Here is a 15280-nt window from a genome sequence, read left to right as displayed (position 1 = left end):
GAACCCACCCTACGCAAAGCCGGATCCTACACCTTGTTCGACACCGCATGCGTTGTACCGCGTGGGCTCAAGAGCCCACCCTACGAAAGTCAAAGACCATGAACCAACTGAGCAATTGCCAGCATTGCGGTTCGCCCCTGAACGAGGGAGGTCTTTGCGTGCCCGTTCGTTTCGATCGTTCTTCCCGCGCGCCGTCCGAGCGCGCGATCATGGCCGCGCGCGCGGTGCAGCGCTTCGCGCGAAATCTCGCCTGGCTCTCCGGGGCTCGGCGAGGATAAACCCGGTCGGCGCCACGCCACCCGTCCTCCCGAGCCTCTCCCTCGTATCGACCTTTGCCCGCGCCTGCGGGTACGTTTCCCTTATCCGGCCGCCATGGATGCGGCCACACACACTGGAGTTAGAACATGAGACCGAACATCATCGTATCGTCGCTGGACATGGAGCGCCTGGAGGCGCTGATCGATTCGCTGCCGGCGGCCCAGGCCGACAACTGCGCGAACCTGCTGGAGGAACTGTCGCGCGCCGACATGGTGGAGCCGCAGGAGATCCCGCCGAATGTCGTCACCATGAATTCGCGCGTGCGCTTCGTGCTCGACGGCCAGGCCGAGGAGTTCGACATGCAGCTGGCCTATCCGAAGGACGTGAACGGCGCGGCCGACAAACTGTCGGTGCTGACCCCGGTCGGCAATGCGCTGCTCGGCCTGAAGGTGGGCGACAGCATCGAGTGGAAACGTCCCGACGGCGGCGCCTTCCAGGTGCGCGTGCTCGACATCGTCTACCAGCCGGAACGCGCGGGCGAATTGCACCGCTGAGTTTGTTTGAGCGGCGGCGGATTGCGCGGCGGCTTTAGCGACACTTGCCGCGGATCTTCGCCACCGCCACGAAGGGCAAGGCCAGCAGGCCGCCCAGGAAGAAGGTCGGCTGCCGCTTCAGGCCATCCGGATGCAGGCAGTCGGGCACCTTAGCTTCCGAAAATTCGCGCCCGAACTCCTCGTAGGGCGTGCCGCTGATGGTGTCGCCGTCGACCTGGCGTGGATGCTCCCTGGCTTCGTCCAGCGTCGCCCTGACGGCCTTGCGAATGGCGTCGTCATCGATACGCGCGCGCAGCGGCGCCGATGCCGGCAGTTCCGGTTTCTTCGCTCCGCTCAGTTCGGATTCGACGGGGATGGACGCCGAGGCAGGCTGCGCCGCCTGGACGGGGAGGGCGGCAATGGCAAGGCAGAACAGGCAAACGGCAGGTCGGCGCATGGTTGGCTGAATCGGAAGGACGTTGGCAAATGTACACGAACATCGACTGCATGTGGTGGTTTGTACATTCGGTTACATGCTGCTGTGTACAATCGACACTTTCAGTCAACGGAACATGTCCATGAAACGCCTGCTGCTCGCCTGCTGTCTGCTGTTCTCCATGATGACCGCCCATGCGGACCCGCACCTGAAGCGCCAGGTCGATGCCTTCGTCGACCGCTGGCACGACGACGCGGCCCATGCGCGCATGAGCTACTTCGACAAGATCGCGAAGGACGGCATCTACATCGGCACCGACAAGACCGAGCGCTGGCGGCGCGACGAATTCAAGGCCTGGGCGCGTCCCTATTTCAAGCGCAAGTCGGCCTGGGCCTTCAAGGCCATCAAGCGCCACGTCTACGCCTCCGACGACGGATCGATGGTCTGGTTCGACGAGCTGCTCGACACCCAGATGGGCGTCTGCCAGGCCAGCGGCGTCATGCGGCGCAAGGGCGACAGCTTCGAGATCGTGCACTACCAGCTGTCGATGGCGGTGCCGAACGAGGTGGGCGGGCAGGTGACACGCCTGATCAAGGATTTCGAGGCCAAGGACGGCTGGAAGGAAAGCCGGCGCTGAACCCCTGTGGTATCGTGATGCCCCTGTAAAACGCATCCTGTTCCACACGTGAGCAACACCTATATCGGCCGTTTCGCGCCATCGCCCACCGGACCGCTGCATGCCGGTTCGCTGGTGGCGGCGCTGGCCAGCTACCTCGACGCGCGCGCCCACCACGGCCAGTGGCTGGTGCGCATCGAGGACATCGACGAAGGCCGCAGCGTGCCTGGCGCCGACACGGCGATCCTGGCGCTGCTCGATTCGCTCGGCATGCATGCCGACGGCGAAGTGGTCTGGCAGAGCCGCCGCAAGCAGCGCTACCAGGACGCCGCCGACCGCCTCGGCAGCCTCGCCTATCCCTGCGGGTGCAACCGCCGCGAGATCATCGACTCGCGACTCGGCGTTGCGCCCGACGGCGCCGCGATTTATCCGGGCACCTGCCGCGCCGGCCTGCCCGAGGGCCGCGGCATGCGCAGCCTGCGCCTGCGGGTGCCGGACGCGGGCCAGGATGCGATCACCTTCACCGACCGCTTCATGGGGACGCTGACCCAGCACCTGGCCCTGGAGGCCGGCGACTTCGTCCTGAAGCGTGCCGACGGTTACTGGGCCTACCAGCTGGCGGTGGTGGTCGACGACGCCGACCAGGGCGTGACCGACATCGTGCGCGGCGCCGACTTGATCGACTCGACCGCGCGCCAGATCTACCTGCAGCGCCTGCTCGGGGTGCCGACGCCGCGCTACCTGCACGTGCCGGTGGTGCGCAATGCCGACGGCGAGAAGCTGTCGAAGCAGACCGGCGCGCTGGCGGTCCTGCCCGGCGACGAGCCGGCGGCGGTACAGGCCCTGCTCGAGGCCGCGCGTTTCCTCGGCCTGCCCCTCGAACGCCCCGATACGCTCGCCAGCTTCTGGCGTGCGGCGATTCCCGCCTGGTCAGCGCTGCTGGCCGAGCGGGAGGTGCGCCCCTAGTTGTCCGGCGCCTGGGCCCGGCGGCGGCGCGCCATCATCCCCAGGCTCGCCAGGCCCATCCCCAGCATGCCCCAGGTTGCCGGCTCCGGAATCGGCGCGGCGACCATGAAGCCGCGGATTTCCCCTTGCGGATAGCGGTTGGTGTGGATGTTGAGGTAGGCCTCGCTGGCGTTGATGGCGTCGATCAGCGCGGCGCTCGCCGACTGCGGCGTGCCGTTGTACGCGGCCAGGAAGGCCGGATCGTAGACGCTGGCGTCGCTCAGGTCGAAGGCGTGGGTGTACAGCCCGCCGCTGACGCCGAGCGGGAAGTCGACGAAGGGCAGCGCGACCGGCGCCACGCCGGTGAACGACGCCGTCGTGCAGCAGTGGATGTGGGCCGCGACGGTGTCGCTGAGCAGGTCGCGGAACGGCACTTCGGCGCGCAGGATGGTGCCGTCGAGTTCGAACGTGGCCACGCTCGAGCCGGGCGAGCCGTTCGGCGGGCTTTCGCCCGGGCCGCTGGCGGTCGCCTTGATGATGGTCTGGGCCTGCGCCAGGACCGGCGCGCAGGCCGCGGCCGCGGCCAGTGCAAGTATGGTCAAGCTGCGTTTCATGGTAGACCTCCTGATCAGGAAAGAATCCAACGCGCCACGACGTGACGCTGCACAAAAAACTAGCACGCTGGATGGAGGGGGACCACACCATACGGATGGGCACTGGCTACTGAACAATTGGCTCGGCCGGGAATGTTACCGCAGCAGTGAAACGATGCAGGACTGCTTGGATCATGATTCAATTTTGGCAGCAAATGCCGAAAAACCGAATCATGTTTCCTCAGACTAGGCCGCTACTTTTTCTTCTGGATCGTGATGTCGCCGTCGGCTTCCAGGAAGGCCGTTTGCATGTCGTGGCGCGGGCAGTCCGCCGCGCGCAGGGCCTGTTCGAGGTCGGCCTCGGTGATGTGGCAGCGCCGCACGATCTTGTCGAAGAACTGGCCGTCGCGCCCGATCAGGACCGCGGTGCCGTCCAGCACCTTGGCCATGCCGCGGCTGTTCGCCGACAGCATGGCCACCAGCGTGTTCAGCGCCAGCAGCGTGGCCGCGATGATCAGGCCGCCGCCGAGCGAATTGTCGCCGCCGGTCATCGAGTTCGACACCGCTTCCGACAGCAGCAGCATGACGATCAGGTCGAAGGGCGTGAACTGCCCGACCGTGCGCCGGCCCGAGAGGCGCACCATCACCAGCAGCACCAGGTAGACGACCGCCCCGCGCACGATGAATTCCCACCACGGCAAATCCATGTCGAACATAAGACCTCCGGCAATGACAAACTGATGGGCTCATTCTAATCAAGCCGGCAACAAGATGCCGCCCGCTTCGGCCGCGGCAATGCCGGGCGCCACATGCCCGTTCGTCCGCTCAGTCGTGGCGGTAGCTGCGCAGCCGGAAAACGGCTTTCCCGTCGACGCGCTCGCAGCGGCCGCTCATCGTCTCGCCCGGGGTCAGCTGGACCGTGACCGCGCTGCCGTTTGCCTTGCCGGCGCAGGCGGCGTGCGCTTGTGCGGGGATGTCGGGCAAGGGCGGTGGCGCTGGCGGCGCCGGCGGTGCGGGCAGCGTGGGAAGCGCGGGCGGCGGCGGCGGTGCGATCGCCGTTGTCATGCTGCCGGGAAGAGGTGCGGCAGGCACGGGCGGCGGTGCTGGAGGGGCCGGCGGTGCGGGAGGCGCGGGCGGTGCAACACAAGGGCCGCTGCCTGCCGGCCGGCAGTCGATGCGCACTGCCGCTTTGCCGGCGCCGGCGGTGCACAGCAGGGCCAGGAACAGGGGCGGGACAAGTAAACGAATATGCATGATGTTTCCTCCTTCGGTCCGGCGCGAGCGGGCGTCGCGCCACACAGCCATGGTGCGCGCGAAATGTGGAGGAAAAATGGAGACTACAGTTCGAAGCGGTAGCCGACGCCGTAGACCGAGACGATCGGATCGAGCCCCGGCGCCAGCGCCTCGATCTTGCGCCGCAGGTTCTTGATGTGGCTGTCGACCGCGCGGTCGTGGACGTCGAGCCTGTCCTGATAGGCCAATTCCAACAGCTGCGCGCGCGAGAACACCTGGCCGGGGCGCCGCGCCAGCGCCGCCAGCAGGTCGAATTCGCTCGGCGTCAGGTCGAGTGGCGCGCCGCGCACGAGGGCGCGGCGGCCAGCGGCGTCGATGGCAAGGATCTGCTCCTGCGCCTCTGTCCGCGCGCGGCGCAGGATGGCCTTGATGCGCGCCACCAGTTCGCGCGGGCTGAACGGCTTGCACAGGTAATCGTCGGCGCCCAGCTCCAGGCCCAGCAGGCGGTCGATCTCCTCGACCCTTGCCGTCACCATGATGATCGGCAGGTCGGAATGCTCGCGCACGGCGCGGCACAGGGCCAGGCCGTCGAGTCCGGGCAGCATCAGGTCGAGCACGATCAGGGCCGGGGGATTGGCACGGATCGCAGCCAGGGCCAGCGCGCCGTCGCCGAACACGGTCGGGACCCAGCCGGCGGCGCGGACGTAGTCGGCCATCAGCTCGGCCAGCGCCGGTTCGTCCTCGACGATGTAGATCGCGGCGCTCATGGCCCCTCCAGCGCGAACGACAGCGTGGCGCGCAGGCCGCCGAGCGGCGAGTGCGCGAGCCGCAGGCTGCCGCCTTGCGCCTCGACCAGGCGCAGGCACAGCGCCAGTCCCAGCCCGGCCCCGCCGCCGGCGCGGCTGCGCGAGGTGTCGACGCGGTAGAAGCGTTCGCCCAGGCGCGCCAGGGCATCTTCCGGTACGCCGGGCGCGCTGTCGTCGAGCATCAGCTGCAGGCTGTCCCCTTCGATGCGCGCCGACAGCGCCACCCGGCCACCGGCCGCGGTGTAGCGCAAGCTGTTTTCCAGCAGGTTGCGCAGCACTTGGCGCATCCGGTCCGGATCGGCCGCGACCGTCGCCCGCGCCGGCGCGGGCTTGACGTCGAGCGCCAGGCCGGCCGCGGCGAAACGCTCGCCGTAGGCCTGGGCTTCCTGGAGCGCGAGCTGCCACAAATCGACGGGTTCGCGCCGCAGGTCGAGCGCGCCGACGTCGGCGCGCGCCAGCGTGTACAGCTCGTCGATCAGGCGGTTCAGGGCCAGCACCTGGCGCAGCATCGCTCCGACGTGGGCCGGGTCGGCGCTGCGCACGCCGTCCTGGACCGCCTCGAGCTGGGCGCGCAGCACCGCCAGCGGCGTGCGCAGCTCGTGCGAGGTGTCGGCCACCCACTGGCGGCGCGCCGCTTCCGCGCTGGCCAGGCGGCCGGCCAGCATGTTGAAGTGGCCCGCCAGTTCGCCCAGCTCGTCGCTGCGGTCCTGCGGCAGACGGGTCTCGAAGCGGCCTTCGGCGAGCGCGCGCGCGCCCTCGGCCAGGCGCCCGATCGGACGCCGGAAGTGGGCGGCCAGGAAGGTGGCGGCAAGCGCGCTCAGGATGACGGCCGCGGCGGAGATCGGCCACAGGCTGGCGCGCAGCTGCTCCAGGAAAGCGTCAGCCAGGGCATCGGTCGGCCCGGCCGCGGGCGCGACCGCCAGGAAGCCCGCCGTGCGGCCATCGACCAGGATCGGGCGGCGCGCCAGCGGCAAGGCGCCCGGCTGCTGGCCCGCGAGCCACCGGCCCTGCGCGTCGAGCAGGGCGATGCGCCGGTCGAGGCTGGACGGCATGCCGTCGATTCCAGGCGCCGGGGGCGGCAGCGGCGGCAAAGGCGGGGCCGGCGGCGCGGGCAGGGCGGGCAGGGCGGGCAGGGCGGGTGGAGGCGGCGGGACAGGTGAGGTGTGGGGGAAAGCGGCAGCCGGGCCGGCAGGCCGTGGCGCCGGTGCGGGCGGACGCGGGGCGGCTGCCGGAGCGACGTCGGGGCGCGCTGTGCGTGCGTCTTTCAGCCTGCCCAGTTCGGCCGCGATCCAGCCGCGTTTGTCCCCGGACGGAACGAAGCCCCAGCCGCCGTGGGCGGCATAGCGTCGCGCCAGGTCGGCGTTCAGTTCCGTCAGTCGGTCGAGTTCGATCTCGGTCGCATAGACGCCGAAGCTCTCCAGTACGTTCTGGCGCAGCAGCCAGACGGCGCTGGCCGCCACGGCCAGGATGGCCAACAGGACCGAGATAAACAGGCGAAGGCCGATCGAGATCTTCAAGGAGGCGCCAGGGCGGATTGAAAGCACCCCATTCTAGGCGAAGCCGCGGTCCAGGTCATCACAAGGAAAAACGCCCTGCGCCGGGTTGGCGAGGGCGTTGACGGAAGACGGAACAATACGCTTAGAAGCGCACGTTCGCCGTCAGGCTGGCCGAGCGCGGCGTGCCCGGGTTGTAGCGGTAGCCGCTCTTGTTGATGCTGGCGACGTAGCGTTCGTCCGCCAGGTTGTAGACGTTCAGGCGCAGGTCGACGTTGCGGTTGATCGCGTACGAGGCCATGGCGTCGAACACCCAGTACGACTCGGTATAGGCCGGGGTGCCTACCGCGCCATCGGTGCCGCGCAGCAGCTTGTCGCTGAAGCGCGCGCCGCCGCCGATCTTCAGGCCCATCGGCAGCTGGTAGGAGGTCCACAGCGTGAACGACTGCTTCGGCGTGTAGGTGAGCTGGTTCTCGCCGTTCGCGGTGAGCAGGCGCCCGGCCTCGACGTTGGTGTCCATGTAGAGGTAGCCGGCGCTGACCATCCAGTTGCGCGCCAGTTCGCCGGTGGCGCCCAGTTCCACGCCCTGCACGCGCTTCTTGCCCGACTGCGACCAGGTGAGGTCGACCGGATCCTGCTCGACCTCGTTCTTCACCTCGCTGCGGAATAGGGCGGCGGTCAGGCCCAGCTTGCCCCGGAACAGGTCGAGCTTGCCGCCGACCTCGGTGGTGAGGGTTTCCTGCGGGTCGTAGATCGGGTTCTGGGCGCTGTTGGCGTTGCCCGAGACCGTGAAGTTCGCGCCCGGCGGCTGCTTCGAGGTGGCCGCCATCGCATAGACGCTGCTGTTGGCGGTCGGCTTGTACAGCACCGACAGCTTGCCGTTGACGACCGTGTCGCCGACCGTGAAACGGGTCGGCGTCAGCACGTTGCTGGTCAGCGCGACCACCGTGTAGTCGCCGCTGTAATGGTCGGCGCGCAGGCCGGCGTTGACGATCCATTGTTCGCCGAACTTGATGGTGTCGAAGGCGTACAGGCTCTGGGTGTCGATCTCGCCCTGGTTGAAGGCGCCGGTGCGGCGCGGCGCCAGGCCGGTGACCGGCACGCCCGCATCCGGACGGTAGAGGTTCGCCGCCGGCAGCGTGCCCAGGCCGGTGAGGCCGTGGGTGACCTGCTTCTCGCTGGTGAACTCGATGCCGGTCACCAGGGTGTGGCGCAGGCTGCCGGTGTCGAACTGCGAGGTCAGCGCGGTCTGGTTGGTGAGGATGCGGTTTTCCTGGTCCTTCACGGTGCGGGTATTGCGCACCAGGGTCCAGGTCGCGGGATCGGCCGGGTTGACCAGGGTGAGGTTGGCGCCGCTGGCGAGGAAGGCCGACAGCAGGTAGTCCTGGCTGGTGCGGCCGTAGCGCGCAATGTTGTGCAGCCTGAAGCGCGGCGAGAAGTCGTGCTCGACGCGCACGGTGGCCATGTCGGCTTTCACCTTGTCGTAGTCGCTGTGCGAGCCGTAGAAGTTCTGCGGGTCGACCGGCGCGGCGTTCGACAGCTCTGGCTTGTTCGCGCGGTCCGGGCTGGTGTAGCCGGGCAGGCCCACGGTCGGCACGCCGCCGTCGGGGATGTTGTCCTGCTTGACGTGCAGGTAGTCGAGGATCACGCGGGTCGGTCCGTTCAGGCCGAAGGCGATGCTCGGCGCCACGGCCCAGCGCTTGTCGTTGACGACGTCGCGCGCCGCACGGCCCGAATCCTGGGCCATCGCATTCAGGCGCAGGGCGATGCCGTTTTGCGCGACCAGCACGCGGTTGATGTCGGCGGTGAGGCGCTTCTGCGAGGCGCTGCCGACGGTGGCGGAGGCGCTCGAGACCTCGTCCAGGCGCGCCTTCTTGCTCACCAGGTTCACCGAGCCGGTCGGCGCGCCGCGGCCATTGTCGGTGCCGGCCGGGCCCTTGACCACGTCGATCTGCTCGAGGTTGAAGACGTCGCGCGAGATCGAGCCGACGTCGCGCACGCCGTCCACGAAAATGCTGCCCGAGGTGTCGAAGCCGCGCATGAAAATGGCGTCGCCGGTGTTCGTGTTGCCGTTCTCGCCCAGGAAGAAAGCGCCCACGCCCGGGGTGTTACGCAGCGCCTCGGTCAGGGTGAGGGCGCCTTGCTGCTCGATCAGTTCCTTCCTGATGACCTGCACGGATTGCGCGGTGTCGACCAGCTTCTCGGTGTACTTCGGCGAGGACGGGCGCTCGGCGAGGAAGCCGCCCTCGCTCTTGCCGGCGACTTCGACCTTTGCCATCGGCACGGCGCTGGAGGCATCGTCAAGGGCGGGCGCCGTGGTCTCGGCGGCGCCGGCCGCGAGCGGCAGCAGCATGGTCGCGAGCGCGGCGCTCATCTGGACCTGGAGGCGGCTGACGGCGTGGTTGTGGGCATGTTTGCGGCTGGTGATGGCTTGCATGGATGGTCTGTTTTCTCTCTGATTGTTATGGGGCCCGCCGTGCGCGGGGCCGGCTTGTCGAACTGAGCAATATGGTAATGAGAATCGTTTCATATGTAAACGAGAATCGTTATCATTTGCATTCAGTGCGCTGAACGAAGTGCGATCTGGATGAGCGCGGCCGAGCTGCTGTCACGGCCCGGTCATACGCGGCAGTTATATTTTTCGCATGATTGTCAACAGGAGCCAACCGTGCTGAAACATGTAACGAACCGAGCTTTTTCCCGCCGCGCGATCCTTGCGCTGTCGCTCACCGGGCTGGGCCTGGGCCTGCTCGCCGGCTGCGGCGGCGACCGCGACCTGGTCAATCCGGGCGCTTCCTGGCCGCCGGCGCGCACCGTGACCGCCCACCGCGGCGCCTCGGCCGTGCGCCCCGAGCACACGCTCGAGGCCTACCGCAAGGCCATCGAGGATGGCGCCGACGTGATCGAGCCAGACCTGGTGGTGACGAAAGACGGGGTGCTGGTGGCGCGCCACGAGAACGAGATTTCCGGCACCACCAACGTGGCCGAGCGGCCCGAGTTCGCCGCGCGCAGGACGGTCAAGACCATCGACGGCATCCCGGTGACCGGCTGGTTCACGGAAGACTTCACGCTGGCCGAACTGAAAACCCTGCGCGCACGCGAGCGCATTCCGGCCAACCGCCCGGCCAACGTCGCCTACAACGACCAGTTCCAGATCCCGACGCTGCAGGAAGTGATCGACCTGGTGCAGGCCGAGAGCAAGTCGCGCGACAAGGTCATCGGCCTGTATCCGGAAACCAAGCACCCGAGCTATTTCAAGGCGATCGGCCTGCCGCTGGAAAAGCGCCTGGTCGACCAGTTGGCGGCGGCCGGCTACCGGGGCAGGGAGGCGGCGGTCTTCATCCAGTCCTTCGAGGTGGCGAACCTGAAGGAGCTGCGCGGCATGACGGCCATCCGCCTGGTGCAGCTGATCGACAATCCGGCCAACCCGCCGGCGGCGAACGGCACGCCGCGCAACGCGCCTTACGACTTCGTGCTGGCGCGTAACGGCCGTACCTACGCCGACCTGGTGACGGCCAGCGGCCTGAAGGAAGTGGCGACCTATGCCGACGTGGTGTCGCCCTACAAGGACGTGATCATCCCGCGCAACGCGGCGAACAACCTGAGCGCGCCGACGGCTTTTGTCGCCAACGCGCGCGCCGCCGGCCTGGCCGTGCACACCTGGACGCTGCGTCCCGAGAATCCCTTCCTGCCGGCGAACCTGCGCGCGGCGCCGCTCGACTCGCCCAGCCAGCGCGGAAATAGCGTGACCGAGATCCGCGCCTTCCTGGACGCCGGAATCGATGGCTTCTTTACCGACGACCCGGCGGTAGGGCGGGCAGCGGTGGATGGCTATGTGAAGAAGTGAGGAAAGGGGGCGTTCAGTACACATCGCGCCGGTAGCGGCCCTCGGCCGTCAAGGCGTCGAGGGCATCCGGCCCCAGCGCGTCGGCCAGCGCCTCGTGCACCCCGGTCGCCATGCCCTGCAGGCTGCCGCACACGTAGATCGCGGCGCCGCGTTCGACCCAGGCGCGCAGTTCGCCGGCGCGTTCGCGCAGCAGGTGCTGCACGTAGCGCGGCCCCGCGCCGTCGCGCGAAAAAGCCAGGTCGAGGCGCGCCAGCTTGCCGTCTTCCAGCCAGCCTTGCAGCTCGTCGCTGCAGAGGAAGTCGTGGGCGGCGTTGCGCTCGCCGAAGACCAGCCAATTGTCGAAGACGCCGCCGCCGATGCGCGCTTTCAGGTGGGCGCGCAGGCCGGCCAGGCCGGTGCCGTTGCCGACCAGGATCAGGGGGCGCGTGGCGTTCTCGCCCAGGCGGAAGCGGGCGTGGCCGCGCACGCGCAGGGCGATCTCGTCCTCGAGGCCGGCGTCGAGGCACAGCCAGCCGGACGCGGCGCCGGCGCTGCCATCGGCATGGCGCTGCAGGCGCACCAGCAATTCGATGTTGCCTTCGCCCGGGATCGAGGCGATCGAGTATTCGCGCGGCAGTTCCGGGTCGCTCGGGGCGCTGACCTGCACCAGGTCACCCGCTTCCCAGGCGGGCAGCGAACCCTCCGACGGTGTCAGCGCGATGCGGTACAGGGGCGCGCCGGCGCTGCCGGGATTGAGCAGGGTGCGATCAAGGATGCGCCACTTGCCATAGGCCGGCGCTTCCCAGTCCGGCGCGTCGCTGGTGCCGGCCAGGTGGCTGAGCTGGTGCTGCCAGCCGGCGATCGCATCGACGTTGCCGCGGTCGACCTCGATGCGCTCGAACAGCGGCGTGGCGCCGCGCCCCCGCAGCCAGGCGTCGAGCGCGCGGCCGAAGCCGCAGTAATTCGCGTAGCTGCTGTCGCCCAGGGCCAGCACGCCGTAGTGCAGGCGCGACAGGTCGGCGTCGCCGGCCATGGTCACGCCGGCGAAGCGCGCCGCCGCGTCGGGGGCGTCGCCTTCGCCATAGGTGCTGGCGATGAACAGGACGCGGCTGGCGCCGGCGAGCAGCTCCGGCGTCAGCGTCGAGATGCACAGCGCGCGGGCGTCCAGGCCGCCGGCGGCCAGGGTGGCGGCGGTCTGCCCGGCCAGGTATTCGGCGCTGCCGGTCTGGCTGGCGTGCACCACCAGCCAGTCGGCGCCGCTTGCCGGCAACGGGCGGCGGGAACCGATGCGGGCGCGCCAGATGGCGGCGCACATCGCCAGGTAGCCGCCGGACAGGGCCAGCGCGCCGCCCAGGCGCACGGGGTCGATCGTCAGCATCATTGCAGCAGGTCGCGCCAGGCGGCGGAAGTGTGTTGGACCAGGCCGCCGTCGCGCCGGACCAGGTAGCGGGCGGCGATGCCGCGCGCGTCGGCGAAGGCGATGCCGTCCCCGGCGCCCATCACGGTCAGCGCGGTCGAGAGCGCGTCGGCCGCCATGCAGGTGCTGGCCACTACCGTGCAGGAAGCAACGCCGTTGGCGATCGGATGGCCGCTGCGCGGGTCGAGGGTGTGCGACACGCGGCGCGCGCCCTGGTGGAAATAGCTGCGGTAGTCGCCCGAGGTGGCGACCGCCAGGCCATGCAGGGCAGCGACGACCTGGCCCGGGCCGGCGTCGGCATCGGCGCCGGCATCGGGCACGCCCTCGATCTCGACCCACCACGGGTCGCCGTCCGGCTTGACCCCGGCGCCGCGCAGCTCGCCGCCGACCTCGACCAGGTAGTGGCGCACGCCGGCCTGTTCGAGGCAGGCGCCCAGGCGGTCCACGGCGTAGCCCTTGGCGATCGAGGAAAAATCGAGCCGGGCGCCGCCCGGCTGCAGCAGGCGGCGGCCGGCGCGGTCGAGCCGTGGAGTGGCGCTTGCACGCCGCGCCAGTGCCTCCGCGACGGCGCCGGCCGAAGGCGGCGCGAAGCCGGCGTGGCTGTGGCGTCCTCGCGGACCGAAGCCCCACAGGCCAACCAGGGCGCCCGCGGCCGGATCGTAGGCGCCGGCCGTGTCTTCATGCACCCGCAGCCCGAAGTCGATCACGTCGTAGAAGCCGGACGGCAGCGCATGCCAGCTGCCGGCATCTGCCCGGTTGTACTGCGACAGCAGCGAGTCCTCGTCCCAGTGGCTCATCTGGGCCACGACGCCGTCCAGCTCGCGCTGGAGCAGGGCGTCCAGGTCCGCCGTCGCGCCGGGCGGCACCGCCATCCGGGCCGACCAGCTGGTGCCCATGGTGAGGCCGCCCGCCTGGCGCAGCCGGCTGCCCGGGGCGGGCAGGGCCAGGTCGATCGCGTGGGGGACCAGGACGTCGCGCATGCTGCTTTACGGCTTGGCTGCTGGCCGCTGCTTACTGCGGCAGCACTTCGAAGGTGGCCGCGTAGGTGTAGCGCTTGGCGCCCGCCTGCGGCTTGTCCTTGCCTTCGCCGTGCGGGAAGGCGGCGCTGAGCCAGTACATGTTCGGCGCCGTCACGGTGAACGAGGCTTCGCCCTTGGCGTCGGTGTTCAGGCGCTGTTCGCCGGCGCCGCTGCGGTACTTGGCGGTGCCGCCGATCACGCTGAACGGCAGGTTGGCGGCAGGCTTGCCGTCGAGCTGGAAGCGCACGCGGATCGGCTCGCCGACGCGCAGGTCGGACGGGTGGGTGACCGGGATCATCTCGAGGCCGACGCCGCTAGGCTTGAGTGCGGTCTCGTTCATCTTGTTGGCCGAGACGAAGGTCTCGATGCGCGCCAGCGTGTTGGTGGTCTGGACGTCGGTGGCACCGGCCGGGACCTGGGCGCCGGGGCTGCCCTGGGCGCCGCGGAAGCGCTTGGTTTCGCCGTTCAGCTTGTAGCTGCCCATCACGTTGTTGTTGACGATCGCCAGGCGGTAGGTGCCGTCCTTCGGCAGGCGCAGGTCGAGCGTGCTGCGGAACTTGCCCAGCACCGCGCCTTCGGCCTTGGTGGTGACGCCGTCCGGATCGGTGACCGTCAGGTTGTCCAGGCGCAGCGGGGCATGGTTGAATTCGAACAGCTGGTTCGAGATGCCGGCGTCGAGCGAGACCCAGGCTTCCTTGGCGTCCACCATGGCGGCGTTCGGCAGCAGCCAGGGGCTGTGCGCCTGGGCCGTCAGCGAGAGGCCGGCAAACATCAGGCCGAGGGCGATGGTCTTGGTGAGGCGGTGTTGTTGCATGGGGTTCTCCTGTGGTGTTGTCTGGTCTGTCATTGCATCTGGAGCGACACGGCGCCCAGTTCGTCCTTGCCCGCCGCGCTGGCGCTCAGCTTGCCCTTGCCGGTCCAGTTGAATGGGACCTTCACGACTTCGCGCCCGCCCGATTCGCGCGACGCCTCGACCACCAGCGTGTAGTCGCCGGCCGCCAGCTTGTCCAGGCCATGGCGTGCGGCGTCGAACTTCATCGTGTGCGCGCCCGGCGGACGGGTCGCGCCGCTGACGCCGTCGATCGGCATGGTGGCTTCGCGGCCGGCCTTGCGCCACCAGCTGCGCAGGTCCTTCAGCCACTTCTCGCCCTCGCGGTTCTTCATCTTGAGGTCGTACAGCACGGCCAGGTTGGCGGCCACGCTCTGGTCGGCACGCTCGATCCAGATCGCGACGTAGGGCTTGTGGTATTCGGCCACGTTCAGGCGCGGCAGTTCGAACTTGACGGACAGGTCGGCCGCCAGCGCGCTGCTGGTGACCAGCGGCAGCGACAGGACGGCGAGCGATGGGGACAGTTTCATGAATGCCTTCTTCATATCAGTGAACGAATAACAGCGCGAGCACGGCCGGCAACACGATGCCGAGGCCGATCACGGGCCAGGTCGACGGCCGGTTGGCCGCGTGGTACTTCAGGATCAGGAAACCGGTGATGCAGAACACCACGCAGGCGAGCGCGAAGATGTCGATGAACCAGCTCCATACCGGACCGGTGTTGCGCCCCTTGTGCATGTCGTTGAGCCAGGAGATCCAGCCGCGGTCGGTCTTCTCGTATTCGGCCTTGCCGTCGACGCCGATGCGCAGCCAGGCGTCGCCGCCCGGGCGCGGCAGGGCGACGTAGGCGTCTTCCTCGGTCCATTCGGCGGCGCGGCCGCGCAGGTCGACCGCGAAGGCGCCGCCGGCCCAGCTGGCGATGCCGTCCGGCAGCGGCGCCTCGGCGTCGGCATGTTCCTCGGCGAAGGCCCGCAGTTGCGGCAGCAGCGCCGGCGGGACGCTGGCGGCCAGTTTCGTGACCTCGGGCGTGGCGCCGATCTGGGCCGCGTGATTCAGGGTGAAGCCGGTGATACTGAAGAGCAGCATCGCCATCAGGCAGATCGCCGAGCTGATCCAGTGCCACTGGTGCAGCTGCTTGAGATAGACGGCACGGCGGGCACCGGGAAGGGCGCCTGGCGTTGATAGGGAAGATGGTCCGCTTGAGCTCATCTTCAAATGATAACGATTATCATTTACCTGGTCAACAGCGCAATGCGGTGTGAAATGTGGCTTTACA

The 15280-nt window shown here is 68.9% G+C and carries 17 protein-coding genes; 5 read left to right on the top strand and 12 right to left on the bottom strand.

Features of this window, described 5'->3' with window-relative positions:
* The first annotated feature begins 98 nt into the window (after positions 1-98).
* Both ACFOPH_RS11635 and rnk read left to right on the top strand, forming a co-directional pair.
* The gene (locus tag ACFOPH_RS11635) at positions 99-278 is read left to right on the top strand and encodes a hypothetical protein (RefSeq protein ID WP_379735379.1); all 180 of its coding nucleotides are present in this window, start codon (positions 99-101) and stop codon (positions 276-278) included.
* Between the two features lie 126 nt (positions 279-404).
* On the top strand, positions 405-812 hold the full coding sequence (gene rnk, locus ACFOPH_RS11630) for a nucleoside diphosphate kinase regulator (protein WP_379735377.1): 408 nt from the start codon (positions 405-407) through the stop codon (positions 810-812).
* A 34-nt stretch (positions 813-846) separates the two neighbouring features.
* On the opposite strand, the gene ACFOPH_RS11625 is transcribed toward rnk, so the two are convergent.
* The gene (locus ACFOPH_RS11625) at positions 847-1248 is read right to left on the bottom strand and encodes a hypothetical protein (RefSeq protein WP_312548882.1); all 402 of its coding nucleotides are present in this window, start codon (positions 1246-1248) and stop codon (positions 847-849) included.
* 121 nt (positions 1249-1369) lie between these two features.
* Between ACFOPH_RS11625 and ACFOPH_RS11620 the strand changes: the two genes are divergently transcribed.
* Positions 1370-1864, top strand: a complete 495-nt coding sequence (locus tag ACFOPH_RS11620) for a nuclear transport factor 2 family protein (protein ID WP_312548881.1) — start codon at positions 1370-1372, stop codon at positions 1862-1864.
* A 48-nt stretch (positions 1865-1912) separates the two neighbouring features.
* Positions 1913-2809 (top strand): tRNA glutamyl-Q(34) synthetase GluQRS, encoded by an 897-nt coding sequence (gluQRS, locus tag ACFOPH_RS11615; RefSeq protein ID WP_379735375.1) that lies wholly within the window; start codon positions 1913-1915, stop codon positions 2807-2809.
* On the opposite strand, the gene ACFOPH_RS11610 is transcribed toward gluQRS, so the two are convergent.
* The 6 genes from ACFOPH_RS11610 to ACFOPH_RS11585 form a co-directional block, all read right to left on the bottom strand.
* Positions 2806-3402: a CHRD domain-containing protein gene (locus ACFOPH_RS11610; RefSeq protein ID WP_379735373.1), complete on the bottom strand. Its 597-nt coding sequence runs from the start codon at positions 3400-3402 to the stop codon at positions 2806-2808. The genes gluQRS and ACFOPH_RS11610 overlap by 4 nt on opposite strands.
* Before the next feature lie 233 nt (positions 3403-3635).
* Positions 3636-4097, bottom strand: a complete 462-nt coding sequence (locus ACFOPH_RS11605) for a DUF421 domain-containing protein (protein ID WP_312548877.1) — start codon at positions 4095-4097, stop codon at positions 3636-3638.
* A gap of 109 nt (positions 4098-4206) precedes the next feature.
* Positions 4207-4635, bottom strand: coding sequence for a hypothetical protein (locus ACFOPH_RS11600; protein ID WP_379735371.1), 429 nt, complete (start codon positions 4633-4635; stop codon positions 4207-4209).
* A gap of 83 nt (positions 4636-4718) precedes the next feature.
* The gene (locus ACFOPH_RS11595) at positions 4719-5381 is read right to left on the bottom strand and encodes a response regulator (protein WP_379735369.1); all 663 of its coding nucleotides are present in this window, start codon (positions 5379-5381) and stop codon (positions 4719-4721) included.
* On the bottom strand, positions 5378-6937 hold the full coding sequence (locus tag ACFOPH_RS11590) for an ATP-binding protein (protein ID WP_379735367.1): 1560 nt from the start codon (positions 6935-6937) through the stop codon (positions 5378-5380). The genes ACFOPH_RS11595 and ACFOPH_RS11590 overlap by 4 nt, the downstream gene beginning before the upstream one ends.
* A 121-nt stretch (positions 6938-7058) precedes the next feature.
* Positions 7059-9350, bottom strand: a complete 2292-nt coding sequence (locus tag ACFOPH_RS11585) for a catecholate siderophore receptor Fiu (RefSeq protein ID WP_379735365.1) — start codon at positions 9348-9350, stop codon at positions 7059-7061.
* A 231-nt stretch (positions 9351-9581) separates the two neighbouring features.
* Here ACFOPH_RS11585 and ACFOPH_RS11580 point away from each other — a divergent pair, with 231 nt between their 5' ends.
* The gene (locus tag ACFOPH_RS11580) at positions 9582-10760 is read left to right on the top strand and encodes a glycerophosphodiester phosphodiesterase (protein ID WP_379735363.1); all 1179 of its coding nucleotides are present in this window, start codon (positions 9582-9584) and stop codon (positions 10758-10760) included.
* 13 nt (positions 10761-10773) lie between these two features.
* On the opposite strand, the gene ACFOPH_RS11575 is transcribed toward ACFOPH_RS11580, so the two are convergent.
* The 5 genes from ACFOPH_RS11575 to ACFOPH_RS11555 are packed head-to-tail and all read right to left on the bottom strand — an operon-like array spanning position 10774 to position 15213.
* The gene (locus ACFOPH_RS11575) at positions 10774-12120 is read right to left on the bottom strand and encodes a sulfite reductase subunit alpha (RefSeq protein ID WP_379735361.1); all 1347 of its coding nucleotides are present in this window, start codon (positions 12118-12120) and stop codon (positions 10774-10776) included.
* Complete coding sequence (locus ACFOPH_RS11570; protein ID WP_379735359.1) at positions 12117-13136, bottom strand: FAD:protein FMN transferase; 1020 nt, start codon at positions 13134-13136, stop codon at positions 12117-12119. The genes ACFOPH_RS11575 and ACFOPH_RS11570 overlap by 4 nt, the downstream gene beginning before the upstream one ends.
* A gap of 31 nt (positions 13137-13167) precedes the next feature.
* Positions 13168-13989 carry a DUF4198 domain-containing protein gene (locus tag ACFOPH_RS11565; protein WP_379735357.1) on the bottom strand — a complete coding sequence of 274 codons (822 nt, stop codon included), beginning with the start codon at positions 13987-13989 and terminating at the stop codon, positions 13168-13170.
* Between the two features lie 29 nt (positions 13990-14018).
* The gene (locus ACFOPH_RS11560) at positions 14019-14534 is read right to left on the bottom strand and encodes a DUF2271 domain-containing protein (RefSeq protein ID WP_312552176.1); all 516 of its coding nucleotides are present in this window, start codon (positions 14532-14534) and stop codon (positions 14019-14021) included.
* Positions 14535-14550: 16 nt separating this feature from the next.
* A complete protein-coding gene (locus ACFOPH_RS11555) occupies positions 14551-15213 on the bottom strand; it encodes a PepSY-associated TM helix domain-containing protein (RefSeq protein WP_312552174.1) in 663 nt (220 codons plus the stop codon).
* Positions 15214-15280 lie beyond the last annotated feature (67 nt).

This window comes from Massilia haematophila (genome assembly GCF_042647645.1).
Taxonomy (GTDB): domain Bacteria; phylum Pseudomonadota; class Gammaproteobacteria; order Burkholderiales; family Burkholderiaceae_D; genus Telluria; species Telluria haematophila.
This window is presented reverse-complemented; position numbering and strand designations above follow the sequence as displayed.

Bases quoted from the DNA above. Each gene is read 5' to 3' on its own strand.
- ACFOPH_RS11635 (WP_379735379.1), top strand. From the start codon at position 99: ATGAACCAACTGAGCAATTGCCAGCATTGCGGTTCGCCCCTGAACGAG.
- rnk (WP_379735377.1), top strand. From the start codon at position 405: ATGAGACCGAACATCATCGTATCGTCGCTGGACATGGAGCGCCTGGAG.
- ACFOPH_RS11625 (WP_312548882.1), bottom strand. From the start codon at position 1,248: ATGCGCCGACCTGCCGTTTGCCTGTTCTGCCTTGCCATTGCCGCCCTC.
- ACFOPH_RS11620 (WP_312548881.1), top strand. From the start codon at position 1,370: ATGAAACGCCTGCTGCTCGCCTGCTGTCTGCTGTTCTCCATGATGACC.
- ACFOPH_RS11610 (WP_379735373.1), bottom strand. From the start codon at position 3,402: ATGAAACGCAGCTTGACCATACTTGCACTGGCCGCGGCCGCGGCCTGC.
- ACFOPH_RS11605 (WP_312548877.1), bottom strand. From the start codon at position 4,097: ATGTTCGACATGGATTTGCCGTGGTGGGAATTCATCGTGCGCGGGGCG.
- ACFOPH_RS11600 (WP_379735371.1), bottom strand. From the start codon at position 4,635: ATGCATATTCGTTTACTTGTCCCGCCCCTGTTCCTGGCCCTGCTGTGC.
- ACFOPH_RS11595 (WP_379735369.1), bottom strand. From the start codon at position 5,381: ATGAGCGCCGCGATCTACATCGTCGAGGACGAACCGGCGCTGGCCGAG.
- ACFOPH_RS11585 (WP_379735365.1), bottom strand. From the start codon at position 9,350: ATGCAAGCCATCACCAGCCGCAAACATGCCCACAACCACGCCGTCAGC.
- ACFOPH_RS11575 (WP_379735361.1), bottom strand. From the start codon at position 12,120: ATGATGCTGACGATCGACCCCGTGCGCCTGGGCGGCGCGCTGGCCCTG.
- ACFOPH_RS11570 (WP_379735359.1), bottom strand. From the start codon at position 13,136: ATGCGCGACGTCCTGGTCCCCCACGCGATCGACCTGGCCCTGCCCGCC.
- ACFOPH_RS11565 (WP_379735357.1), bottom strand. From the start codon at position 13,989: ATGCAACAACACCGCCTCACCAAGACCATCGCCCTCGGCCTGATGTTT.
- ACFOPH_RS11560 (WP_312552176.1), bottom strand. From the start codon at position 14,534: ATGAAACTGTCCCCATCGCTCGCCGTCCTGTCGCTGCCGCTGGTCACC.
- ACFOPH_RS11555 (WP_312552174.1), bottom strand. From the start codon at position 15,213: ATGAGCTCAAGCGGACCATCTTCCCTATCAACGCCAGGCGCCCTTCCC.